This is a genomic window from Polynucleobacter sp. 15G-AUS-farblos, assembly GCF_018882445.1.
In the GTDB taxonomy this organism is placed as follows: domain Bacteria; phylum Pseudomonadota; class Gammaproteobacteria; order Burkholderiales; family Burkholderiaceae; genus Polynucleobacter.
This window is the reverse complement of sequence record NZ_JACVOM010000002.1, coordinates 184,103-207,409: the sequence shown is the minus strand read 5'-3', so window position 1 is coordinate 207,409 and position 23,307 is coordinate 184,103. Positions and strand designations below refer to the sequence as shown.

Below are 23,307 nucleotides of genomic sequence, written 5' to 3'. Positions count from 1 at the left end.
GGGTCTTTATTGTTCAATGAGCTCAAAACGCCCATCTTCCATTTCCGCTTGGGGTCTTACCCAGAAATCATGAGACTGTAGGGATTCATAAACGTAAGCAGGCTCAAGCGTTGCTTCAATATTCGCTAGCAGAAGCACTTTATAGAAACCACCAGTCTTAATATGTTTTAGTTTGGCGCCCGGTTTAAAGAGTCCGGCATCAGGGTCTGCCATTTTGGGTTTGCTCATGTTAAGTAGCGACTTTCTCAGTATGATCTAGTGATGGCCAATCCCATCCCATACTCCATTCTAGATATATCTCCGATCCCACAGGGATTTACTGCTGGTGATGCATTGCGTAACTCATTGGATGCGGCTCAGCATGCTGAGAAGTGGGGCTACACACGCTATTGGGTAGCCGAGCATCACAATATGACAGGCAATGCGAGCTCAGCGACAGCAGTACTCATAGGCTATCTGGCGGCGGGCACTCAAACGATACGTCTTGGGTCTGGTGGAGTCATGTTGCCCAATCATGCGCCCTTAGTCATTGCGGAGCAGTTTGGCACCTTAGCTTCCATCTATCCGGGCAGGATTGAGCTGGGTTTGGGCCGCGCGCCTGGAACAGATCAAATGACTGCAAGGGCACTGCGTAGGGATTTATTAGGTGGCGAGGATCGTTTTCCTCAGGATGTTCGGGAGTTGCAGCATTACTTTGGCCCGATTCAGGAGGGGCAGGCTGTCAAGGCAATACCTGGTGCCGATACTGAAGTCCCTATTTGGATTTTAGGTTCTAGTCTCTACGGCGCTCAACTTGCTGCCCACTTTGGCTTACCTTATGCCTTTGCTTCTCACTTTGCTCCTGATCAGTTATTGGATGCAATGAAGATCTATCGCGAATTATTTAAACCCTCCGATAAATTGGATAAGCCGTATTCAGCTTTTGTGATGAATGTCGTTGCGGCAGATACGGATGAAGAGGCACAACACCTCTTTACCACCTTACAGCAAAACGTGATTAGGATGCGTCGTAATACGCGTGGTCAACTACCTCCGCCAATTGCTGATTTAGATGATTTTTGTGAGCCTCACGAAAAAATGACAGCAGCCCATACTCTGCAAGTATCAGCAGTGGGCTCACTAGAGACTGTGCAAAAAACCATGCGTCATTGGTTGGATCTCACTGGAGCCGATGAATTAATTATGACAGGGCAAATCTTTGATCACCAAGCGCGCCTCAAGTCTTTTGAAATCGCTGCACAAGCAGCGCAAGCTTTATAGATCTGAATCGATTACGTTGTAATCAGCAGTGATCAGAACACCAGCCGGAGCGGCTTTACTGGCTAACTTGAGGATCTCATTGTCTTTGCTGATTAGCACGCAAGGCTTTGCTGTAAACGCAAGATCTAAAAATATTTGATCATCACTATCGCGACATTCCCAAGGCGCCTTGAGTAAGCTGTGGTCTTCTAAGATGCGCGCATGACTTTTCCACTGCTGGAAGATTGTTTTTTGGGTATCAGGCTCTAGGGCAAACAAAGGCCGAGCAATCACATCTGCAAATTCTTCTAGGGTAGTGGGGCTAGCAAGTGCATCTATTTTTTGATCTAGCAATGCTTGCTTTAGATGAGTCGCTCTGAAGTCATTAAAAACAAATAAATCTAGCAAGACATTGGTATCGAAAATAACGATCTTCATAAGAAGTGTATTCCGGAGTCTTGCTATTGATTAGTGCGCCAGACCTCAGGCGTAATCGTCACTTGACCTTGGTCTGAAGAAACATACGCTTCACTATCTTGTACATTGACATGAAGCACCATGCTGCGCTCTACGAGTCGCAGTAGTTCATGTGACTGCTCAGCGGGAATGGATACCACCTGCAGGTTGCGAGCCCTGGTTAATTTATTGGCAATACCATCCCACCAGATTTTGCTGGTGTGCCCGCCATAGCAATAGACCATGACTTGGTCAGATCTGCCGCAGGCTTTCAGAATGCGCCGCTCATCGGGTTGACCGATTTCAATCCAGAGTTTGATGGAGTCGGTGAGATCTTTAATCCATAAATCGGGTTCATCGGTATCGCTTAAGCCTTTGGTAAAAGCCAAATCTTCATGGGCCTGTAAGGCAAAAGCAATGATTCGGATCATCATGCGCTCATCCGTCTCGGACGGGTGTTTGGCAATCGTTAAAGAGTGGCTGCCATAGTAATGGCGGTCAGAATCAGCGACATGGAGGTCTGCTTTGTGGATAGTTGCGCGTAGAGCCATGGCGCATTATCGCCTTTTACGGTAAATACACCGCGAATTGAGATATTCCCAGTATCATTTTGGGAATTTGTTCAATTTAATGGAGCCCGCCATGAAGCCCAGTTTTGATAAAAAAATACGCTTAGCTGCCAACCTTTTAGGAGGTCTGTTTTTAGCCTCCTTGATGCATTTATCTGCGCATGCTGCTCCATGGCCAACTAAGCCGATTAAGATCATCGTGCCGTTCTCTCCAGGAAGCGTTCAAGATGCCTTAGCACGCTCATTTTCAAATGAATTGGGTGTTGCACTAGGTGAAACTGTCTTGGTTGAAAACAAAGCTGGGGCAGGCGGTACTGTCGGTACTGGCATTGTGGCCAAGTCTGCACCAGATGGTTATACCCTCGTGATGGCAGCAGCTAGTCACAACATCAATGGCACCTTATTTCCTAAGCTGAGTTTTGATCCGCAAAAGGATTTCACAGCTGCCGCCTATATTGGTACTAGTAGCTATGTGATGATGACGAATTCTGAATTCCCAGCAAAGACAGTTGCAGAATTTATTGCGCTAGCAAAAGCCAAGCCTGGACAGTACAACTATGCAAGCGCCGGCAACGGCAGTGCCTCTCATTTAGCCATGGCCTACTTTGACAGCATGGCAGGCATTGATTTGGTCCACATCCCAACCAAGGGAACGGGTGATGCCATTACAGAATTGTTAGCGGGGCGCGCTCAAGCAGTCATTGCTGCCAATGTGGCTGCATTGCCATTCATGAATGATTCACGCATTCGTTTCTTGGGCGTTTCCTCTGAGAAACCATCTCCTTTTGTTCCAGGTATTCCGCCGATTGCCAACACGGTTAAGGGTTATGCATTTGATAGTTGGTTTGGTTTGCTTGCTCCTGCTGGCACACCTAGAGAAGTGATCAATAAGATCTCCGCTGAAATGACCAAGCTCTTGAAGCAGCCCGATATTATCGAGCGCATGCGTCGACAAGGGATTGAGATTGGCAATATGAACCCAACTGAATTTAATCAGTTGCTCGCAAAAGATTTTGATCGGATGGCGACTGTCGTGAAAAGCTCAGGAGCAAAAGCTGAGTAAGTCGTATTCATGATTCGCATTACTGAACTTCGTTTACCTATCAGCCATCCTCCGGAGGCTATTGAGGAGGCGATTCTCAAGCGTTTACAGTTATCTAGCAAAGATCTCATCTCATTTGAGGTCTTTAAGCGTAGCTATGACGCTAGAAAGAATGTTGCGCTAGCCTTCATCTACACCGTAGATTGTTCTGTTAAAGATGAGGATGGCTTACTCAAGAAGTTCTCTAATGACATTCATATTCGGCCATCACCCGACACCAGTTATCACTTTATAGCCAAGGCGCCAGAATCGATTGCAAGCGGAGCAGCATTACGACCTGTTGTGATTGGATTTGGACCTTGCGGAATTTTTGCCGCATTGCTATTAGCGCAAATGGGATTTAAGCCGATTGTTTTAGAGCGTGGCAAGCCAGTACGTGAGCGCACTCAAGATACCTGGGGCTTGTGGCGTAAAAATGTTCTCAATCCAGAGTCGAATGTTCAATTCGGAGAGGGCGGCGCTGGCACCTTCTCAGATGGCAAGCTCTACAGCCAAATCAAAGACCCGAAGTTTTATGGACGCAAGGTCATTGCGGAGTTTATTAAAGCAGGCGCGCCAGAAGAGATTCGTTATGTTGCCAAGCCTCATATAGGCACCTTCCGTTTAGTCGGCGTAGTTGAAAAAATACGTCAACACATCATCGAGCTTGGTGGTGAAATTCGCTTTAATCAAAAAGTAATCGGGTTTGATATTCAGAATGATCAAATCACGGGTATCAAAATTGAGAATCATCCAGATCTGGCGGCCAATCATGTGATATTGGCCTTGGGTCATAGCGCACGGGATACTTTTCAGGCCTTGCATGATGCAGGAGTATTTATGGAGGCCAAGCCATTTTCAGTTGGTTTCCGAATTGAGCATCCACAGTCATTAATTGATCGGGCAAGGTTGGGTCCGCATGCAGGCAATGAGTTGATCGGTGCAGCAGATTACAAATTAGTTCATCACGCCCAGAACGGCCGCTCTGTATATAGCTTCTGTATGTGTCCCGGCGGCACTGTCGTTGCTGCCACCTCAGAGCCTAATAGGGTGGTGACTAATGGCATGAGTCAATACAGTCGTAATGAGCGTAACGCCAACGCGGGAATCGTCGTGGGCATTACTCCTGAAGATTATCCGGGCGGTCCATTAGCCGGTATTGAGTTTCAGCGCGCCATTGAATCAAAGGCTTATGAATTAGGTGGGCGAACTTATGAAGCCCCTGGTCAATTGGTGGGTGACTTTTTGGCAGGTAAGCCTTCTACAGAATTTGGTAGCGTGCTGCCATCGTATAAGCCTGGGGTACATCTGACGGATTTAGCAGAAAGTTTGCCGGCGTATGCCATCGAAGCTATTCGTGAGGCTATTCCTGCCTTTGAGAAACAGATCAAAGGTTTTTCAATGAAGGATGCGGTATTAACCGGGGTAGAGACCCGAACCTCTTCGCCTTTACGTATTACCCGGGGTCATAATTTCCAGAGTTTAAATATCAAAGGTCTTTATCCTGCGGGCGAAGGAGCGGGGTATGCTGGTGGAATCTTGTCTGCTGGGGTGGATGGGATTAAAGTAGCAGAAGCAGTAGCTTTAGATTATCTAGCTTAATAATGAATAGTAAGCAGGCATTTGATTTATTTAATCAAATCATCAACCAATTTGTTAAATAGCTCTTCATCAAAATGAAGGTTATCAAAGCGTTTGATTGCGGTATGTTGCGGTGGATCGATTCGGCGACCCACATATTGATCCCAGTGCGCTAGCTTCCACTCATCCCGAGAGTCGGCACGTTTTTCCATTCGTCGCTTTGCCTCATTCTCTGCTAAATCAATCCACGCGATCTGAATGCGAGTTTGCGGTGGTATGCCCAGGGCTAAAGGGTCAAACATTTGCCCACTCTGAATTTCCTTAGAGAAGGGGCCAACTAAAATGACGTTCACACCGAGTAAAAGATTCTCTTTGGCGACCTCGATGAGGCCTCGGTATTCCCAGTCTCGGAGATTTTCAAGATAGAAGGGACTATCTCGATCATTTGCATTATGAGTGGTGAGTTCCATCACATGGGCACTAAAGGCGCCATAGACGGTGTCTTTATCTAAAAAGAAAAAATCTTCCCCTGTCTTTTCAATAATGAGGGGCAGGGCTCGTTTAGCCAGTGTTGATTTTCCAGTGCCAGCATGGCCGGCAAAGAGGATGAGGCGGGGTGCGGAGGGACTTAGTTTGCAGATCATTTGATACTAGTCTCGCAGAAATTGACCGAAATATCCCAACTTTTCCTTTAGTGACGATAATGTCGCCATGGCTTTAATCGTACTTACTGATGCAAAACTGGCTTTTGGCCACGTTGACCTCCTCGCTAACACCGCTTTTTCACTGGAATCTGGTGAACGTGTTGGCTTAATTGGCCGTAATGGCACTGGCAAATCTTCCTTATTAAAGATCCTGGCCGGCATTGAAAAAATGGATGATGGGCTATTGCAATATCAGCAAGGATTGCGGATAGCGTATGTGCCACAAGAGCCTATTTTTGAAGCTGAGGAAACTGTTTTTGATGCCGTCTCGAAAGGGGTGGCGCAAGCTAAGGCTTTGCGTGAGGAGTATGAGGCCTTAAGTGTTGGCGAATGGGATGACGCTTCCCATCATCGTCTAGATGAAGTGCAGTCTCAGCTTGAAGCTCTCAGTGGCTGGAATTGGGAGCAACGCGTTTATGAAACACTCGATCGTTTGCATTTAGAAGCCGATGTCAAAATTAATACCTTATCAGGGGGTACTAAAAAGCGAGTGGCATTAGCCCGCGCTTTAGTGGAAATGCCTGATGTACTGTTATTAGATGAGCCTACCAATCACTTAGATTTAGATTCGATCGCTTGGTTAGAAGAGCTTCTCAAAGAATATCAAGGCTCCGTCATCTTGATTACCCATGATCGCGCCTTCTTGGATAACGTTTGTACTCAGATTGTGGAGTTAGATCGCGGTATTTTGCGCTCTTACCCTGGAAACTTTTCTGCGTATGAAGTTCTTAAGGATCAAGAACTCAATTCAGAATCTTTGGCAAATGCAAGAGCAGATAAATTGCTGGCACAAGAAGAGGTATGGATACGTAAAGGGGTAGAAGCCCGCCGCACCAGAAGCGTGGCCCGTATAGCTCGCCTAGAAAATCTCCGCGCCAGTCGTGCGCAACGTAGAGATGCCATTGGTCAGGTGAAGCTGGCAGTCTCTGCTGGTGATCGCAGTGGCAAGATTGTTGCCGACTTACAAAATGTTTCTAAGTCATACGATCGCCCGATTGTGCAAGACTTCACGGCAACCATTTTGCGTGGAGATAAGGTCGGTTTACTTGGCCCTAACGGCGCTGGTAAAACAACCTTGTTAAAACTGATTTTAGGAACCATCGCACCAGACTCCGGTACCGCGACGATGGGTACCCGAATTGAAGTGGCTTATTTTGATCAAATGCGCGAAGGCCTTGATCTCAATGCTTCATTAGAAGATTACATTAGCCCAGGTAGTGAATGGATTGAAATCAATGGCAATAAAAAGCACGTGAAGAGCTACTTAAGTGATTTTTTATTTGCACCTGAAAGAACAAACTCTCCAGTAAGCACCTTATCCGGCGGTGAGCGCAATCGTTTATTGTTAGCACGCCTTTTTGCAAGACCGGCAAATGTCTTGGTATTGGATGAGCCAACAAACGACTTGGATATTGACACCTTAGATCTACTTGAGCAATTACTGCAGGATTACAAAGGCACCGTCTTCTTAGTCAGTCATGACCGCTACTTCTTGGACAACGTCGTCACCAGCATTATTGCCAATGAAGGCGATGGATTTTGGCGAGAGTATGAAGGGGGTTATGAGGATTGGAAGATCCAGAAAGCCCGCTCAGACAAGATTCGTGCAGCTAATGCAAGTAGCTCTGAAAAAACTTCACCTAAAGCCGAGGCTAAAACTGAAGCTAAGGTTGAAGTGAAGCCAGAAGTGAAGGCTGCAAAGAGTGGAGTACAAAAACTCAATGGTAAGGAGCGTCAGGAGTTAGAGGCGCTGCCACTGCAGATTGAGGAGCTTGAAACGGAGCAGGCTGAAATTGGGATTGCTATGAGCAACCCTGATTTGTATAAAAATGAACCTGAGTTGGCTGCTAGTATGCAGGCCAGATTAACGGAAATTACAGAACAACTGGATCAAAAACTGCAGCGCTGGGAGCAGCTCTTAAGCCGCTCCGAGTCTTAAGCGTTTTTAATTACCAATCTGTAGACGGGCGCGCAGTTGGGCGATTTCTTCTAAGAGATCTATTGCCAAGGCAACGCCTGGAACATTGAGTTCAAGATCATGTGTCAGGTGAGCCGCAGTCTTTGCTCTACGTAGCGAGTCTCCACTAAAACGCCAATCTTGTGGTGATGATCCTGTTGGGCTCAGTACGCCTTCAGATACCCATGACATGATGAGATCTTCAGGAGTGCGTGAAGCATGGGATAGTTCCACAATGCTCATATGCACTTCATTTTCTACAACGCTACCTTCAATCCAGGTGATATTAGTTTGTGTCATCTTCATCATCCCTTCAAGTGTGTTCTTGGGTTGAAATCAAAAGCCTTCTCAAATTGTTGATACGCTTCTTTTTCTGCGTCTGTTTGAGCAGGCGGTAATGCGATGGTTGGAATTACATAAAGATCACCAGCTTCAGCACTTGGAATACCTTTACCTTTGAGTCGCATCTTGCGACCGGCTACAGTGCCCGCTGGAATTTTGAGTTCCAAAGTTGATCCCGCAGGGGTAGGTACATTAACCGTAGTGCCCAGCGCCGCTTCCCATGGTGCCAAAGGGATATCAACATAAACATCTTTGCCTTCTACACGATAGATAGCACTTGGATGAAAGTCAATTTCTAAATAGAGATCGCCGGGGCCGCCTTCGCCCATGCCGGGACCACCCTGACCAGAGAGACGTAGATTTTGTCCGGCTTTAATTCCTTTTGGAATGCTGACATCTAACTTCCGCTCTTGCGTGCTGACGTGACCTTGCGCATCTTGAGTAGGCATGTGTAATGCAATGGTACGTTTAGCACCGTTGTAGGCATCTGCTAAATCAATCAAGATTTTGGCGTGATGATCTTGGCCCTTAAAGTTCATGCCTTGACGGGCATTGCCACCACGTCCACCTTGACGATGTCGGCCTCTGCCAAAAAGAGATTCAAAGAATTCACTTTGATCACCATCAAAGCCGCCGCCATAGCCACCATGGCCACCACCATCAGCGTACTCAAAACCCTCATTCCAATTTGGAGGCGGGGTAAAGTCTTGACCATTTTTCCAGTTTTCGCCAAAGCGATCATAGGCAGCTCGCTTCTCAGTATCTTTGAGAACTGCGTATGCCTCACCAATCGCTTTGAACTGCTCTTCAGCCCCAGACTCTTTATTCACATCCGGGTGATATTTGCGAGCTAATTTTCGGTAGGCTGATTTGATCTCAGCCTCGGTAGCGGAACGCGCTACCCCCAAGGTTTCGTAGTAATCCCTAAATTTCATAAGTCTTATAAATTTCGATTAAGTCTCGTTTGAACTTCAAGGATTAATTCTACCGTCCTATTAGCTCATTACGCCGATTTGCCATGGAACAAATTCATAATCGCCCAGGCCAAGGAGCTCGCTTTTGGATGGCTCTCCAGAGGCGGTGCGTAAAAAAAGCTCAAAAATGCGCTGGCCCATTTCTTGAACAGAGACGGTACCATCGAGGATTTCACCGCAATTGATATCCATATCTTCGGTCAAGCGCTCATACATTGGGGTATTAGTGGCTAATTTGATGCATGGCGCTGGCTTAGAGCCAAACATGGATCCACGGCCAGTAGTAAATGCGACTAGGTTGGCGCCACCTGCAATTTGACCGGTAGCCGAGACCGGGTCAAATCCTGGGGTATCCATAAAGACGAAGCCTTTAGCAGTGACAGGCTCAGCATATTTATAGACTTCCATCAAAGGACCTGTGCCTCCCTTCATGGAGGAGCCTAGCGATTTTTCAAAGATGTTGGCTAGGCCACCAATTTGATTGCCCGGGCTGACTTTGCCGTTGATCTGCACATCTCTACCTACTGAGTATTCATCTTTCCACCAGCGGATGCGTTGAATCAATTTCTCACCAATGGCTTGGTTCGCTGCTCTGCGAGTGAGGGTATGCTCAACACCATAGATCTCTGGCGTCTCGGACAAAATACCCGTACCGCCATGGCGCGACAAAATATCGATTGCTGCACCTAATGCTGGGTTTGCGGTAATGGAAGAGAAACCATCTGAACCACCGCATTGCAAACCAACGGTGAGGTGACTCGCTGATACCGTCTCACGCCTTACTTTATTAGCCTCGGGCAGTAATGCTTTTACAGCTTCGATACCTGCTTCGATAGTCTTACGGGTACCGCCTGACTCTTGCATGATGAAGGTGTGGAGGTTGTGACCTTCTTTCAGATCTTCTTGCTCCATTAAGCCTTTGAGTTGATTACGTTCGCAACCCAGACCAACAATGAGTGCTGCTGCTAGATTTGGGTGACGTGCATAACCTGCCATGGTGCGACGGAGTAATTGCATCGGCTCGCCACTCATTTCCATGCCGCAACCAATGTCATGGCTGAATGCAACAACGCCATCCACGTTTGGATAATCTTTTAAGCGTTCTGGCGTAAACCAATCGGCAATTCGATTGACAACCGTTGCTGAACAATTGACGGTTGACAGGATACCAATGAAATTACGCGTTCCTACTTTGCCATTGGCACGGACATAACCTTGAAAGGTGGCGCGCTCAGACTCTGGCAGCATATCCGTAGGCTTATATTCGCTGGCATAAGCATAGTCACGATCGAATTCACGAAACTCAGTGTTGTGACTGTGCACCATGGTGCCTGGTTCAATATCGACATTCGCAAAACCCACTGTCACGTTGTATTTCAGAATGGGTTCGCCTTTAAGAATTTTCTTAGTAGCAATTTTGTAGCCTGCTGGAACTTGACTGCGGCTTGTGAAGTGCTCACTCGGTACTTCAGTACCAATGCCAACATCTACGCGGGCCACCACAATATTGTCGTTCGGGTGCAGGCGAATAATAGGGCCGGCTAATTTTTTTCCAGTAGTTTCGATCATGTCAGTCTTTCAGTTACGTAAATTGGTTTCTTGTAAATCGTCTCATTATTCGTTTTAATGCAATTCAAGGCCTTATTAGGGCGCGTATATTCCTTAGCATATCGGAAGAATGGCTTCTTGCAAAAGGAATGTCAAAATACTCAATCTCATGTAAGGTTCTACCAATGAAAATTACTCAAGCGACCATCTATCCGCTCTCTATACCGCTCATTGAGCCGATTAAGATGGCGCGAGAATTCGTGCGAGATGCCAAAACGGTTCTTCTCTGCCTAAGGGATGAAGAGGGGCGAACAGGTTGGGGCGAGGCCTCGGTGGCGCCACTCATGACCGGTGAAACCTTGGACAGTCTTTTGGGCAGCGTGAAGTATCTTGTAGAGGGCGCCAAGTCTTGCGAGTGGGGTGACCCACAAGATTTTGCTGATAACTTTTCCAGCATTTTGTATGGCAATGCCTCTGCTAAATCCTGTGTGGAGATGGCTTTATTAGATCTGTTTACCAAAAGAGCATCCATCCCTTTATGGAAATACTTGCGCGCAGAAAACAATCTCTCCCATCTGGCTGATCCCAAGCCCATTCCATTGCTACGAATGCTTGGCGGCTCGCCTGAGAAAGAGGTGGCAGATGCTAAGGAATACCGAGCCCAAGGCTTTAAACATTGGAAGATCAAGATAGGTTCACTATCTTTAGGCGAAGATCTCAAAAGGGTTGCCATGCTATCCGATTTACTAGCGGGTGATGTGATTTCAGTGGATGCTAACTGCGCTCTGAATTTGGAAGATGCCATTCGTTTTTGCGAATCAGACGAAGTCAGTAAATTAAGTTTTGCAGAGCAGTTGATTCCTGCTGACTTAGCTTTAGAAGATTTTGTTTTACTAAAACAAAAATCCCGCATTCCGATTGGTTTAGATGAATCTATCCATGGCATGTCTGAGATCGAAGAATTCATTGTGGCTAAAGCGTTTGACGGGGCTAGCTTAAAGCTCATCAAGACTGGAGGTGTTCTCCAGGGTTTTGAGGCGGCACAAGTATTAAGCGCGAATAATCTCAAACTCAATTTGGCATGCAAAATCGCTGAGACTTCTCTCTCTGGTGCTGCAACCGCCGCCATTGGCTTTGCGCTCGGTGAAGTTCCATGGGGATTTAGCATGTCAAATCAGTACTTGCAGTTTGATATTTGTGACCAAGCCTTAAAAGCAAATCGGGGACACTTGGATTTTGCTCAATTGGCCGGCAGCGGCATTGGAATTGCGCCGAATGAGTCCAGAGTAAAAGAAGCGCTTGCCAAAGGCTACTCGCTTATTCAATGTTAAGAACATCAAAGGCTGCTTTTAATCTTCTGGAGTAAGAGTCAGATACCTTGCTGATTTCTTCAGGCGTCCACTTTCTAAAGCCTTCTCCAGCTTTCATTCCCGTTTTACCTTCTTTCATCAATTGCTCAACTTTAGGAGGAAGCGTGGAGGTATTAGAGAGGGAGGGGTAAATTTCTCGAGCGGCATTGGCCATGCCATCCCACCCAGAAATTTCCTTTTGAGTCATGGGCCCAACGGCGGCATAGCGAAAGCCAAAGCTGTATCTCACAGCATCATCAATATCGTCGGGTGTGGCAATTCCTTCTTGCACCAAAGAGAGCGCCTCTCTCATCAGGGCATGTTGAATGCGGTTAGCCAAGAAGCCAGGAATATCTTTCTTAACGAGTACCGGTTTTTTGCTAATACTTTTGTAAAGCTCGCAAGCTTGCTGAGCATATGACAGATTTGTTTTTTGTCCCATCACAATTTCTACTAAAGGCACAACCTCAGCAGGCATAAAGTAGTGAGCACCCATCATACGATCAGCTGTTTTAAGTCCTTCAGCAATTTTGCTAATTGGAAATCCAGAGCTATTGCTGCCAATCGGGATTTGTGGCGGAACTACGCCATCTAAGTATTGAAATACCTGTTGCTTGAGCGCAAGGTTTTCTGCAACGGTTTCAATGACCCATAAACACTGATCCCAGTCAGACCAGTCTTCTAGGATGTCGGTTGATTGTTCGGCCTTGAGGGTGGATGCATCCTTTTGGGTATTGGGGTCTGCCAAGCCAATTTTGTTTGCTAGTAAGAGGGCTTTATCTAAGCACGCATCTGCTTTTTCTTTTGATCTACCCAAAATGACAACAGGAATACTTTGAGCAATGAATCCTGCGGCAATACCTGCAGCCATGATTCCGGTACCAATAACGGCTACGTAGTTCTTCATCTTTATACCTATACGAATAAGTTAAAATCGATTTATAGATTGCACATCAATATTTACCTAAGACTATCATTAATCGTGGTTTAATAGTTGAACAATAATAATAACTTATACGGATAACTTTAATAGGAGCCTTCATTCATGACGATGCACAACCCTTTCCAGCCTGTTGAGAAAATCAAAGCTGAAGTATTCATGTCGATGCCAGATAAATTTAGGAAAAAATCTCGCACCGGCTGGTCCGATCCCAACCGCCAAGGCGCAGAAGTAGAGTGCTTTTTGGAGGGGCCTTCTTTTGATCGTGAGGGCAATTTATGGTTTGTCGATATTCCGTTTGGCCGCATTTTCAGAATTTCACCAAAAGGAGATTGGGAACTCATCACTCAATACGACGGCTGGCCTAATGGTTTGAAGTTCCATAAAGATGGTCGCGCATTTATCTGTGACTACAAAATGGGCTTGATTGCCTTAGATACAAAAACCGGAAAAATTGAAACGGTCTTAGGTTCTATGTATAGCGAGAACTTTAAAGGTCTCAATGATTTGCATTTCGCATCTAATGGCGATTTATATTTTACTGATCAAGGTCAAACTGGTATCGCAGATCCGACTGGTCGTGTATTTAGATTGCGTGCAAATGGTCAGCTAGATCGTTTGGCTTTAAATGTACCAAGTCCAAATGGCATTACTTTGAATACGCAAGAAAAGCATGTATTCGTTGCCGCTACTCGTTCACAGCAAATCTGGAGATTGCCATTGATGGCTGACGGTTCAGTTTCTAAAACTGGCGTTGCGATTCAATTGACAGGTGGTGTTGCTGGTCCCGATGGTATTGAGATGGACTCTGAGAATGGTTTGTTGGTATGCCATTTGGGAATTGGTATCTGGAGATTTGATAGCAATATGTTGCCAACCCATTTGATCTACTCAGATAACCCACATCATCACCATTTGGCCAATATGTGTTTCGGTGGTCCGGATGGCAAAGATCTGTACATCACGGAATCTTTATCAGGCGATATCTTAAAAGCACGTCTGCCAGTTGCCGGTAAGAAGATGTTTGGATTGTCCTAAATTGATTGAGCGCCTACCGTTATACAAGTCTTTAGCCAATACGCTAGAGCAACGCATTTATAACGGCGATTGGCCGGTGGGGTCTGCCTTGCCTACTGAGGCAGACCTGTGTCACAATTTTCAGGCAAGCCGCCATACTTTGCGTCATGCTTTGCAAATTCTCGAGACAAATGGTCTGATTTTTCGACGTCAAGGTGCACCAACTCAGATTATTTCTAGACAGAAATTAAGGCGCTTTACTCAAAGCTTTAATTCTCCAGTCGATATTTTGAGTTATCCGCGTGATACCTACAGAGAGAATTTGGTAGAGGAGTACATTGAGTTAGATCAAGCGCAAAGTGCGATGATTGGCGGCCCAGTAGGTTCCTCTTGGTATCACATTGGCGGTATACGTAAGCGTCGTGACCCTGAAGAAATCATTGCCTGGTCTGATATTTATATTCTGCCGCAGTTTGCTTCGCTCACTACGGATCCTGAGCATCCTCAAGTGATGGTCTTTGAGCAGATCGAGAAAAAGTATGGTGCTAGGATTGCACGCGCAGAGTTAGATGTCTATACCTTGGGCGCCACCCCGGGGATTGCCGAGCACTTAAAACTCAAGACTGGTGATCCTTGTCTTGTCATTATTCGGCGTTACTTTGATGATCAAGATCGACTCTTTGAGGTGACGGTAACCTATCATCCTGAAGGCAAGTACACCTATAGTATGGAATTTAGATCGAGTACGGAGGTTTAGGGTCAGATGGGTAATCTTCAATACTTATCGATTAGCGCTGCTGAAAATTTCATTGCCCAGGCTCTGATCTCAGTACAAGTGCCCGCAGCTGATGCCAAGTTGATTGGGCAGCTGATGGTGAAGTCCGATTTGGTTGGTGCTGATGGTCATGGCATTTTTCGTTTGCCGGCTTATTTAAAGCGGATTCGCGCTGGCGGTGTAAACCTCAAGCCGAATATTCACATTGAGCGTGAAAAGGGTGCAACGGCATTAATCAATGGTGACAATGGCTTAGGTCATCTAGTGATGAATAAGGCAGTCGAAGTCGCGATCCAGAAAGTGAAAGAGCATAGCGTCTGCTGGGTGGGAAGCCATTACGGCAATCACTCTGGCGCGGCATCGGTATATGTCCGTAAATTAGCCGAGCAAGGTTACATCGGTATTTATATGGCGGTTGGAAATGCCAATCACATGGCTCCCTGGGGCGGTATTGATTTACTCTTATCTACCAACCCAATCGCGATTGCTGTACCTGCTGGCGACCATCCCATGGTCCTGCTTGATATTGCGACTACGGTTGCAGCATATGGCAAGGTGAAGCTAGCCGCGCAAAAAGGAGAAACCATGCCTGATGATTGGATGATTGATCGTCAGGGTAAACCCATTACCGATCCCAAGAAATCGGGCGAAGGCTCTTTATTGCCCATCGGCGGCTATAAGGGATATGGCTTGGCGGTCATGATTGGGCTACTTGCTGGGGCACTGAACAATGCGGCAGTAGGTAAGGGTACTATTGACTTTAATGCCCATCATGATTTGATTACCAATACTGGGCAAACCATTATTGCTGTAGACCCTAGCGCATTTGGCGATCGAGAAGAATTTATTCAGCGTGTGATTGCTTTAGTAGATGACTTGAAGAGTTCATCTACTTTGCCTGGGGTAAAAGAAATACGCGTACCAGGAGAAGGTGCTGCAAAAGTAATGGCAGAAAGAATGCGTCAAGGAATTCCTTTAACTCCCGAGTTATTGGATTCTTTAAATATCTGTGCCAAAGAGTGTGGGATTGCATCATTAAGTATTTAAATTTGTGGAGGAGACAATATGTTTAAGAAAATAATAAAAAACATTGCTTTAAGCGTAGTGGTATTACCAGTTGTCTTGGGGTCAGCTGCACAGGCCTATCCAGATAAGCCAATCAAGATGATGATTGGTTATGCACCAGGAAGTTCTACCGATATTGTGGGCAGAATGATCGCGAATGATCTCAGTCTCGCTCTCAAGCAACCGGTGATTGTGGAAAACAGAGGTGGGGCAGCTGGTAGTTTGGCGGCTGATGCAGTGGCTAAAAGTGCTCCAGATGGTTACACCATTTTGTTTGCACAAAACGGCCTTGCCATTAATGTTGCAGCAAACCCTAAGCTGCCATTTAATGGTCAGAAGGATTTATTGCCGGTAGTAGGTGTTGCTGCTACTCCTCATATCTTGATTGTGGGTAACAATTCCAAGGCAAAAAGTGTTGCTGATTTGATGGCGATGCTTAAAGCAGATCCAGGGAAGTTGAGCTTTGGCTCTTCCGGCATTGGTAACTCTGATCACATGGCTGGAGAATTATTTTTAGCTACGACTGGTCTACAAGCGATTCATATTCCCTATAAAGGCGGTGCACCGGCGGCAACTGATTTAGTTGGTGGTCAAATTGACTTCTACTTTGCTGGCATGCCTGTTGGTCTCCCTTTGTACAAGGGTGAAAAAGCCCGCGCCCTAGCCGTGACTAGTAAGACTCGCTTTAGTGGTGCTCCAGAGTTAGCGACACTTCAAGAGGCTGGTGTGAAGGGTTATGAGATGTCCTTATGGCAGGGTGTATTTGTGCCTGCTGGTACACCATCAAGTATTGTGCAAACCCTCAACACCACGATCTTAAAGATTTTAGAGACACCAGAAATGAAAGATCGCTTTGTTAAAGCAGGCGTGCAGATTGCTCCGCTGAACACACAGCAATTTACTGACCTGTATAACTCGGATATTGCACGCTGGAAAGTAGTAATTGAAAAAGCAAAGATTAAGTTAGATTAATCTAGTCGCTTTCATGATGCGCTGAGGTCAAAAACTAAGACCTCAGCGTCTTTTCCTTCGCTGATCGATAGATTGCTCTCATTCTCCAGAAAGAGGGCATCACCTCCAGATAGCACCTGTCCATTGACGGTCAGTGAACCACGAATCATATGAACATAAGCTTTGCGCTTTGGGTCAAGAGTCAGTTCTGCAGTCTGCGTACCATCAAATAATCCAGCATACAACTTAGCATCAGCATGAATTTTGACTGAATGATCCAGGCCGCTTGGGGAGGCGACTAAACATAATTTACCTTGCTTACTTTCTAAGGGAATTGTTTTTTGTTCGTAACTCGGCTGTACTTCAAGCTCATTTGGTTCAATCCAAATTTGTAAGAAGTGGGTCGTTTGATCTTTTGCGTGATTGAACTCACTATGCACTACGCCGGTACCGGCACTCATGCGCTGAACATCACCGGGTGGAATACCTTTGATATTGCCGATGCTGTCTTCGTGAGCTAGTTCACCAGATAGGACGTAGCTGATAATCTCCATATTGCGATGACCATGCTTACCGAAGCCCTTGCCAGCAGCAACGCGGTCTTCATTAATGACTCTAAGATTGCCCCAACCCATAAAACGGGGGTCATGATAGCCAGCAAAAGAGAAAGAGTGAAAGCTTTTGAGCCAACCATGGTCAGCATATCCTCGCTCTGGAGATTTTCTGAGAAATTGCATAATGTATAGGGCTTAAATTACTCGTTTTCGCCCGCTTTACTGGGGTACTTAGATGAGGCATAACGAACAACTGCATTAGCTAGGGCAAGAATCAGGATGGTCAAGCCCATATATAAAATTGGCAAATCTGCTTCATGCTTTGTGTTCACAAGATCAATAATGAGACGTGTTACCGCGGTAATGGCAACATAGATCAAAAAGCGAACCGGCATATGGTTGGTCTTAAAGTAGATCCCCACCATTGCGCCAATCTCGAGGTATATGAAGAGCAATAAAAGATCTTCAATAGAAGCTGATCCCTTAGCCATCATCCCCATGAATGCAACTGCTGCAGACCAAACGGTAGCAGCCCCAATTCCAAATAAAGCGATACGATGAAAAAGAGAGACAAAGAGGTTGCCGATAGGTACAGTCCACTTTTCAACAATGGCTTCAATCTTTGAGGCGTCTTTTGGTGTGGTTGGTGGCAATGTCATGATGTCTCCAGCAAGTCTAAGGGTTTTTCTCAGTATATTTCTCTCTGGCTATATTGCAACAAAAAAGAGGCGCGAAGGCCTCTTTTTTGTCTGAACCTTGAGTTTGATCAAGCCAAGCTATCTGCCCAAATATTATGAGCCCAGCCCCAGGCATAAACCCCTTCTAGAGTTGAGGGGGCAGGAGATAGGCCACCAGACCCCGGAACGGTTTTAAAGGTTTTTTCTGCAGCGCTGTATTGATGCACGCTTGCTACGTGAACTACTTCTTTGTCATTTACAAAGCTGTAGCAAGTATTGGTGAGAACGGGGGCAGGATTCACTTCCCAGCCATTGAGCTCAGCCACAATTGCGGCAGCAGCCACTTTGGCGTGTTGGTTAGCCATGTGACCAGACTTAGGCATGGCCGGAGCAATCTGAATCGAGTCACCTAGAACGTGGATATCCTTTTGTGCAGTAGATTCAAAATTAATGAAGTTCACGTTAACCCAGCGACCATTGGAGTTTGCCAAACCTGTTTTAACGGCAATTTCTCCTGCACTCATTGCTGGCAAGATATTGAGCACGTCACCTTTAATGTCATCTTGGACTTCTAGTTTGACTGTTTTGGTTTTCGCATCTACCCCGGTCACATTATGTTTTGGCAGGTACTCGATGATTCCGGCGTACTGCTCAGCCCACACCTTTTTAAAGAGTGCGCCTTTTGATGTGACATCTTGGTTGGCATCCAAAATCAATACTTTTGATTTTGGTTTGTTTTGCTTCAGATAATTTGCCACTTGGCATGCACGCTCGTAAGGGCCAGGAGGGCAGCGATAAGGTGCTTCAGGAATGCTGAGAACAAATGTTCCGCCATCTCGCATGGAGGCAATTTGTTTATGAAGAGCTACTGTCTCGGCTCCTGCTTTCCATGCCTGCAGGGTAACTCCCGCTTTATTGGCTTGCGCTAAACCCTCAACGGTATTCATCATCAGGGTAACGCCTGGAGAAACAACAGCCTTGTCATAGCGTAGTGTCTTACCGGATGCCAGTTTGACGGTCTTCTTATCGGCATCCATACTGACAACGCTATCTTGAATCATTTTGATTCCATGGCGCTTGCTGAGGTTGTCGTAAGAAGTTGTGATTTCAGACAGCTTGCGTGAACCCCCAACCACCAGGTTAGACATGGGGCAGGAAATGAAAGAAGCATTGGGTTCGATTAAGGTTACTTTGGCTGTGTTGTTGGAAAACAGTCGCAGATATTTAGCGACAGTAGCTCCACCATATCCACCACCGATGACCAGTATTTCTGCTTTTTGTAAATTAGCCTGAGCCTGGGTTGAGAAACCAGTTACAAGGCCAAGTGCCGCAGCACTTTGACCAATAAAATGTCGACGATTCATAGAGGGCTCCTGATTATTTTTTGCCAAGCTGATTAGCGATAGTTTCGAGTTGCTCATCTGTATAGCCTTTGGCTAGTTGAGGCATGATGGTGCCTTCGCGCGCACCAGATTTATATGCCTTGAGCGTGGCCAGCATTTGTTCGCTAGTGAGGCCATTGATGAGGGGCATGCCGCCATCCAATACGCCTTTACCATCGGTACCGTGACAGTTGGCACAAGTAGCGGCTAAGCCTCGCTTGTAAAGATCATTAGCAGCCGCGTTTTGCGCAAGGGCAGAACTGCTCCAGTGCCCAAGACCAATCATGGCCGAGGCTATTAGTACCGTTTTAAGGTGTTTTACTCGCATAGGAACAATCTCCATTTTATTTTTCAGTATTTAATGCCAGTGAAATTCACTTAGCCATATCTTAAACAAGAACTTGAGAGAAATGAGAATGGACTCAGATTCATTTCTTATAAGCTCATGAGAAAAAGCACCTGACCTTGGTTTTTCACAGCTTGCTTCTAAGCCCTATAAACTAGAGCTATGCGAGGTCCATTTTCATACCGTTCAGGACTCTTAATACTCCTTTTAGGTGTATTTACCTACCTTTACGCGCTAGATAGTCGGTTTGCACCTAAAAATGGTGACGAATATCCCTATATGCACATTGTGCGTATGACAGCCACAACCGGGGAATGGCTGCCTCTTCAGTCAGAAATGGAGGGGCTGAAGAACACCAAGCCCCCATTGATTTTCTGGCAAGGCATCGCTAGTAGCGATTGGGCGGAACAATGGTCACTATTTAACTTACGTTGGCCCAGTGTGCTCTATACCGGCTTGACTGCTTTATGTCTGTTTTTGGCTGTGCGTCGTTTTTCTGGCAATACTAAAACCGGTTTGTTAGCTAGTTTGGTATGGCTCTCCTTTTTTGCTACCTATCGCTATGGGCGTCCGTTTTTAACTGACCCTCCTGAAGTCTTTTGGATTAGCTTGCCGTTTATGGCCCTCTTATATTGGGGCAAATCAGCCTTCAATTCCAAAATGATTTTTCCGCTCTTTGCAGGGCTATCTTTAGGATTAGCACTGCTTGCTAAATCCTTTGCTTACGTTGTGCCTGCCAGCTTTGCTCTGGGCTTGTATTACTGGCGATGGCGTGACTGGAGTATTTCTAAAACACTGATCTTGGACCTATATAAGGTCTGCCTGATCGCCATTCTGGCCTTAGGTGTTTTTGCGCTTTGGTTTGCTTTAGACCCATATCCTGCTGATGTGTGGAAAGAGTTTGTACTTGGTGAGAATGCAGGTAAGTTTGATGCGCGTACGAGCAACTATCTAGTGGACTTGCTGAGTGGGGGTGACAGTATTTGGATGTTGATGCTGACCTCACTTGCCAATGCTGGTTTATTTACTCTAGTACTCTTGTCGACACTGATTCAATGCTGGCGTGAACGGCGCTTCTTGTCATTCGAAGAAAGTTTATTACTGCTACTCGTGTTGGCATTTTTCATTGTGTTCAGTTTGCCTAGTCAACGATCTGGTCGCTATCTTTTGCCTGTCATGCCTGCTTTTGCTGCATTGATTGCTTTGCATTGGCAGCGTTTACCAATGTGGGGTTTCCGAGTCGCTTTAATACTTCAGGCCATTGTTTTTTCTGCCTTGATTTGGATTGGCAGTCAATTACAGCAATCGACTTTTCAAGGCGATGTAGGTATATGGACTTATTCCTATGGACATTGGGCATTTATGCTCATCAGTCTGGGTTTGGTGATCTTTGGCATATTTAAAAAAGAGGACACCAAAACGATTGCCCTTGCCGCTTGCTTTTTGACCTATCTCGGATTGGCTAGCAGTTTGTCGCCTTTGGAGGGTAGGCTGGGCCGCTTTACGCCAGAAGTCATTGCTCAAGTCCAGGATAAGGATCTATGGGTGCCTTGTGACTACCGCGCTAAAGATGAGGAGTTTCGCTTACTTTTGCCATCGAGCCGTTTGCATGGATACTTGGCATCAGAGGCGGGGGAGCTTAGCAAATTAACTAGCAGCTATTCTTTGGTATTGGTACAAACTCCATTAGGTATAAAGCCAGAATTATGTGATTCCTGTCAGATTATTGGTCGCAGAATGGAAATGCGGGCGCGACACTCGAATGAAGAAATTATAGAAATGTTAAAAGGCCACTTTGGGCAATATCTCTTTGTGAATGAATATCTTATTGCAACACCAGTTGTGAGCTCTGCAGCCATGTTGTCAGCAAAGGATGCTTGTAGATGAGTCGTGTGATTGCACTTTGCTTTTTATTGCTCGCCTCCGTGCTTGGTTTTTTGCATTTAGATAGTCGACCCACGTGGGCGCCATTTGTAACAGAACCTGTAGTTGCACTTGAAGAGCAAGTCGAGCAAGCGCCTGCAATGACGTCGACGACTAAGCAAGCACAAAATAAAGTAATTAGTCAGCCTACTGTGGCTAATCCACGCGCTACTTGGTTGCCAGACACTGGCGCTCCTTCAGTGCATGCTGCTTCGCTGATTGCACTAAATGATGGCGCTCTTCGGGCATTTTGGTTTGCTGGTAGTCGGGAGGGTGCGCCTGATGTAGTCATTAATAGTGCAGTATTTGATCCGCATTCTGGATTATGGACTGCGCCTACGGTTGTCATTGATCGAGTGGGCGCCGAAAAGGGATTACAACGCTACATTGCCAAGTTGGGTAATCCTGTTCCCAGCAGAATGGCTGATGGTCGGCTGCAATTATTTTTTGTTACGGTTTCTATTGGGGGTTGGGCAGGCAGTTCGATTTCTACGCTGATTTCAGATGATGAGGGTCTTACTTGGAGTCGCCCACAACGTTTGATCAGCTCGCCATTATTGAACTTAAGTACCTTGGTGAAGTCACCCGCTTTGCACTTTAGTGATGGCCGTCTAGGTTTGCCTGCTTACCATGAGTGGATTGGACGATTTGGTGAGTTCTTGAGGGTGGAGGGAAATCAAGTTATTGATAAGCGCAGAATGAGTTCTGGACGCAGCGCAATCCAGCCCGTGATATTCGTGAATGATCCACAAGCTGCTGCAGCACTCTTTCGACAAACCCGAAGTTCAGGGCTCCCAAAAAATATACCGGTCAGTCTGACGCAGGATGCCGGACAATCCTGGCAGCCGTCTGAAGATCTCCCGATTGCCAATCCAAATTCAGCACTTGCTGGCTTAACTTTAAAGAATGGCATTCGTTTATTGGTACTGAATAATATTGAGGTGGGGCGCCATCGTCTTGTCATGCTCATGAAGCAGCCGCAATCCGATCAGTGGCAGGTAATTCAGGTGCTTGAAGATGATGAGGCTTTGCCTAATGATCAACGCAAAGAGTTCTCATATCCTTATCTTGTGAGTACCGATGGTCAGGATGCGCATCTTGTTTACACGTGGAATCGAAAAAAGATTCGTCATATGCATTTTTCATCAGCGTGGCTAACACGCGCTTATAAGCAATTGCCGGTTTCATCTGCCCCAGTTCCAGAGTCTCAAACTAAAGAGGTGCAACCATGATGCAGTGGATGCAAACTTTTGCCTTAGTAGAGCTATCTATCACTTGCGCAGTTGTCATTGTCTGGCTAGTGCAAACAATGATGAGCAAGCCATTGGCAATGCCAATCAAATGGTTCTCGGTATTGCTTTTGACTAATCCCTTCTTCTGGCCAATTGGCTTATCGCTTGAACTTCCCTTGGTGGCATATGTTCGCGGAGTGACTGGCGATCTGAGTGTGGTCTTGACTCTCTTGCTTTGGAGCTCAGTCTTGCTTCCAAGTCGTCCTGTGCCTCTTGCGTTTCGTATTGCGCTTTCGATCATTGCCATTCTTTTCTATCCCTTGGCCTTAGGTCTTGGAATGTTGGATCCCTATGTCTGGGGCTATGGCTCTTTAGGCTTATTGATTGCGATTACTACGTTTGCTTTGGTGTGCGGCTTATTGGGATGGACTAAAGGGGTTTGGATTATTGCAATTGCAATAGTGGCTTGGGCAGGGCATTGGCATGAATCGACGAATCTTTGGGATTACGTCTTAGATCCGTTGTTGTGCTTATGGGCGCTAATCTCCTGTATTCATGTGGTGTATCGAAAGCGTCGCGACAAAGCCCGATCAGGTTATTTGTTTAGACCGGGTTAAGACATTTCTTGTAATTAGCGATAGAAGA

24 protein-coding genes are annotated in these 23,307 nt (G+C 46.1%); 12 read left to right on the top strand and 12 right to left on the bottom strand.

Going from position 1 to position 23,307, the window contains the following annotated elements; translation table 11 throughout:
* Positions 1-6: 6 nt before the first annotated feature.
* Positions 7-228, bottom strand: coding sequence for a hypothetical protein (locus ICN41_RS04315; RefSeq protein WP_216291588.1), 222 nt, complete (start codon positions 226-228; stop codon positions 7-9).
* 33 nt (positions 229-261) lie between these two features.
* Here ICN41_RS04315 and ICN41_RS04310 point away from each other — a divergent pair, with 33 nt between their 5' ends.
* The gene (locus ICN41_RS04310) at positions 262-1,260 is read left to right on the top strand and encodes an LLM class flavin-dependent oxidoreductase (protein ID WP_216291587.1); all 999 of its coding nucleotides are present in this window, start codon (positions 262-264) and stop codon (positions 1,258-1,260) included.
* Here the strand turns inward: ICN41_RS04310 and ICN41_RS04305 are convergent.
* Together ICN41_RS04305 and ICN41_RS04300 are read right to left on the bottom strand one after the other, a co-directional pair.
* Positions 1,255-1,677: a putative toxin-antitoxin system toxin component, PIN family gene (locus ICN41_RS04305; protein WP_216291586.1), complete on the bottom strand. Its 423-nt coding sequence runs from the start codon at positions 1,675-1,677 to the stop codon at positions 1,255-1,257. The two genes, ICN41_RS04310 and ICN41_RS04305, sit on opposite strands and share 6 nt — an antisense overlap.
* 23 nt (positions 1,678-1,700) lie before the next feature.
* Positions 1,701-2,246, bottom strand: coding sequence for a YaeQ family protein (locus ICN41_RS04300; protein WP_216291585.1), 546 nt, complete (start codon positions 2,244-2,246; stop codon positions 1,701-1,703).
* A 91-nt stretch (positions 2,247-2,337) separates the two neighbouring features.
* Here ICN41_RS04300 and ICN41_RS04295 point away from each other — a divergent pair, with 91 nt between their 5' ends.
* On the top strand, positions 2,338-3,327 hold the full coding sequence (locus tag ICN41_RS04295) for a tripartite tricarboxylate transporter substrate binding protein (protein ID WP_216291584.1): 990 nt from the start codon (positions 2,338-2,340) through the stop codon (positions 3,325-3,327).
* A 9-nt stretch (positions 3,328-3,336) separates the two neighbouring features.
* The gene (locus ICN41_RS04290; RefSeq protein ID WP_216291583.1) at positions 3,337-4,947 is read left to right on the top strand and encodes an NAD(P)/FAD-dependent oxidoreductase; all 1,611 of its coding nucleotides are present in this window, start codon (positions 3,337-3,339) and stop codon (positions 4,945-4,947) included.
* A 26-nt stretch (positions 4,948-4,973) separates the two neighbouring features.
* Here the strand turns inward: ICN41_RS04290 and ICN41_RS04285 are convergent, their stop codons facing one another.
* Positions 4,974-5,570, bottom strand: a complete 597-nt coding sequence (locus ICN41_RS04285) for an AAA family ATPase (protein WP_216291582.1) — start codon at positions 5,568-5,570, stop codon at positions 4,974-4,976.
* A 67-nt stretch (positions 5,571-5,637) separates the two neighbouring features.
* On the opposite strand from ICN41_RS04285, the gene ICN41_RS04280 reads away from it, so the two are divergent.
* Positions 5,638-7,569: an ATP-binding cassette domain-containing protein gene (locus tag ICN41_RS04280; RefSeq protein WP_216291581.1), complete on the top strand. Its 1,932-nt coding sequence runs from the start codon at positions 5,638-5,640 to the stop codon at positions 7,567-7,569.
* 6 nt (positions 7,570-7,575) lie between these two features.
* Here ICN41_RS04280 and ICN41_RS04275 read toward each other — a convergent pair whose 3' ends face one another.
* Genes ICN41_RS04275 through ICN41_RS04265 form a run of 3 tightly spaced genes read right to left on the bottom strand, consistent with a single transcriptional unit; the run spans position 7,576 to position 10,472 of the window.
* On the bottom strand, positions 7,576-7,887 hold the full coding sequence (locus tag ICN41_RS04275) for a chaperone modulator CbpM (RefSeq protein ID WP_216291580.1): 312 nt from the start codon (positions 7,885-7,887) through the stop codon (positions 7,576-7,578).
* 5 nt (positions 7,888-7,892) lie between these two features.
* Positions 7,893-8,864 carry a DnaJ C-terminal domain-containing protein gene (locus ICN41_RS04270; protein ID WP_216291579.1) on the bottom strand — a complete coding sequence of 324 codons (972 nt, stop codon included), beginning with the start codon at positions 8,862-8,864 and terminating at the stop codon, positions 7,893-7,895.
* A gap of 60 nt (positions 8,865-8,924) precedes the next feature.
* A complete protein-coding gene (locus ICN41_RS04265; RefSeq protein ID WP_216291578.1) occupies positions 8,925-10,472 on the bottom strand; it encodes a UxaA family hydrolase in 1,548 nt (515 codons plus the stop codon).
* A 164-nt stretch (positions 10,473-10,636) separates the two neighbouring features.
* Here ICN41_RS04265 and ICN41_RS04260 point away from each other — a divergent pair, with 164 nt between their 5' ends.
* Positions 10,637-11,782, top strand: coding sequence for a mandelate racemase/muconate lactonizing enzyme family protein (locus tag ICN41_RS04260; protein ID WP_216291577.1), 1,146 nt, complete (start codon positions 10,637-10,639; stop codon positions 11,780-11,782).
* Here ICN41_RS04260 and ICN41_RS04255 read toward each other — a convergent pair.
* Positions 11,769-12,707, bottom strand: coding sequence for a 3-hydroxyacyl-CoA dehydrogenase NAD-binding domain-containing protein (locus ICN41_RS04255; protein ID WP_216291576.1), 939 nt, complete (start codon positions 12,705-12,707; stop codon positions 11,769-11,771). The two genes, ICN41_RS04260 and ICN41_RS04255, sit on opposite strands and share 14 nt — an antisense overlap.
* Before the next feature lie 138 nt (positions 12,708-12,845).
* Between ICN41_RS04255 and ICN41_RS04250 the strand changes: the two genes are divergently transcribed.
* Genes ICN41_RS04250 through ICN41_RS04235 form a run of 4 tightly spaced genes read left to right on the top strand, consistent with a single transcriptional unit; the run spans position 12,846 to position 16,569 of the window.
* Positions 12,846-13,778, top strand: coding sequence for an SMP-30/gluconolactonase/LRE family protein (locus ICN41_RS04250; protein WP_255537894.1), 933 nt, complete (start codon positions 12,846-12,848; stop codon positions 13,776-13,778).
* A complete protein-coding gene (locus ICN41_RS04245) occupies positions 13,765-14,514 on the top strand; it encodes a GntR family transcriptional regulator (protein WP_216291575.1) in 750 nt (249 codons plus the stop codon). Before ICN41_RS04250 ends, ICN41_RS04245 begins: the two co-directional genes overlap by 14 nt.
* Positions 14,515-14,520: 6 nt before the next feature.
* Positions 14,521-15,579 carry an Ldh family oxidoreductase gene (locus ICN41_RS04240; protein WP_216862291.1) on the top strand — a complete coding sequence of 353 codons (1,059 nt, stop codon included), beginning with the start codon at positions 14,521-14,523 and terminating at the stop codon, positions 15,577-15,579.
* A gap of 18 nt (positions 15,580-15,597) precedes the next feature.
* Positions 15,598-16,569, top strand: a complete 972-nt coding sequence (locus tag ICN41_RS04235) for a tripartite tricarboxylate transporter substrate binding protein (protein ID WP_216291574.1) — start codon at positions 15,598-15,600, stop codon at positions 16,567-16,569.
* A gap of 11 nt (positions 16,570-16,580) precedes the next feature.
* Here ICN41_RS04235 and ICN41_RS04230 read toward each other — a convergent pair whose 3' ends face one another.
* The 4 genes from ICN41_RS04230 to ICN41_RS04215 form a co-directional block, all read right to left on the bottom strand.
* Positions 16,581-17,285: a pirin family protein gene (locus tag ICN41_RS04230; RefSeq protein ID WP_216291573.1), complete on the bottom strand. Its 705-nt coding sequence runs from the start codon at positions 17,283-17,285 to the stop codon at positions 16,581-16,583.
* Positions 17,286-17,302: 17 nt separating this feature from the next.
* Positions 17,303-17,761 (bottom strand): phosphate-starvation-inducible protein PsiE, encoded by a 459-nt coding sequence (locus ICN41_RS04225; RefSeq protein ID WP_216291572.1) that lies wholly within the window; start codon positions 17,759-17,761, stop codon positions 17,303-17,305.
* Positions 17,762-17,868: 107 nt separating this feature from the next.
* Complete coding sequence (locus tag ICN41_RS04220; protein WP_216291571.1) at positions 17,869-19,143, bottom strand: NAD(P)/FAD-dependent oxidoreductase; 1,275 nt, start codon at positions 19,141-19,143, stop codon at positions 17,869-17,871.
* A gap of 13 nt (positions 19,144-19,156) precedes the next feature.
* Complete coding sequence (locus ICN41_RS04215) at positions 19,157-19,489, bottom strand: c-type cytochrome (protein ID WP_216291570.1); 333 nt, start codon at positions 19,487-19,489, stop codon at positions 19,157-19,159.
* A gap of 180 nt (positions 19,490-19,669) precedes the next feature.
* On the opposite strand from ICN41_RS04215, the gene ICN41_RS04210 reads away from it, so the two are divergent.
* The 3 genes from ICN41_RS04210 to ICN41_RS04200 are packed head-to-tail and all read left to right on the top strand — an operon-like array spanning position 19,670 to position 23,279.
* Complete coding sequence (locus ICN41_RS04210; protein WP_216291569.1) at positions 19,670-21,394, top strand: glycosyltransferase family 39 protein; 1,725 nt, start codon at positions 19,670-19,672, stop codon at positions 21,392-21,394.
* Entirely contained in the window at positions 21,391-22,662 is a 1,272-nt protein-coding gene (locus tag ICN41_RS04205; RefSeq protein WP_216291568.1) for an exo-alpha-sialidase, read from the top strand. Before ICN41_RS04210 ends, ICN41_RS04205 begins: the two co-directional genes overlap by 4 nt.
* Positions 22,659-23,279: a hypothetical protein gene (locus tag ICN41_RS04200; RefSeq protein WP_216291567.1), complete on the top strand. Its 621-nt coding sequence runs from the start codon at positions 22,659-22,661 to the stop codon at positions 23,277-23,279. Before ICN41_RS04205 ends, ICN41_RS04200 begins: the two co-directional genes overlap by 4 nt.
* Positions 23,280-23,307 lie beyond the last annotated feature (28 nt).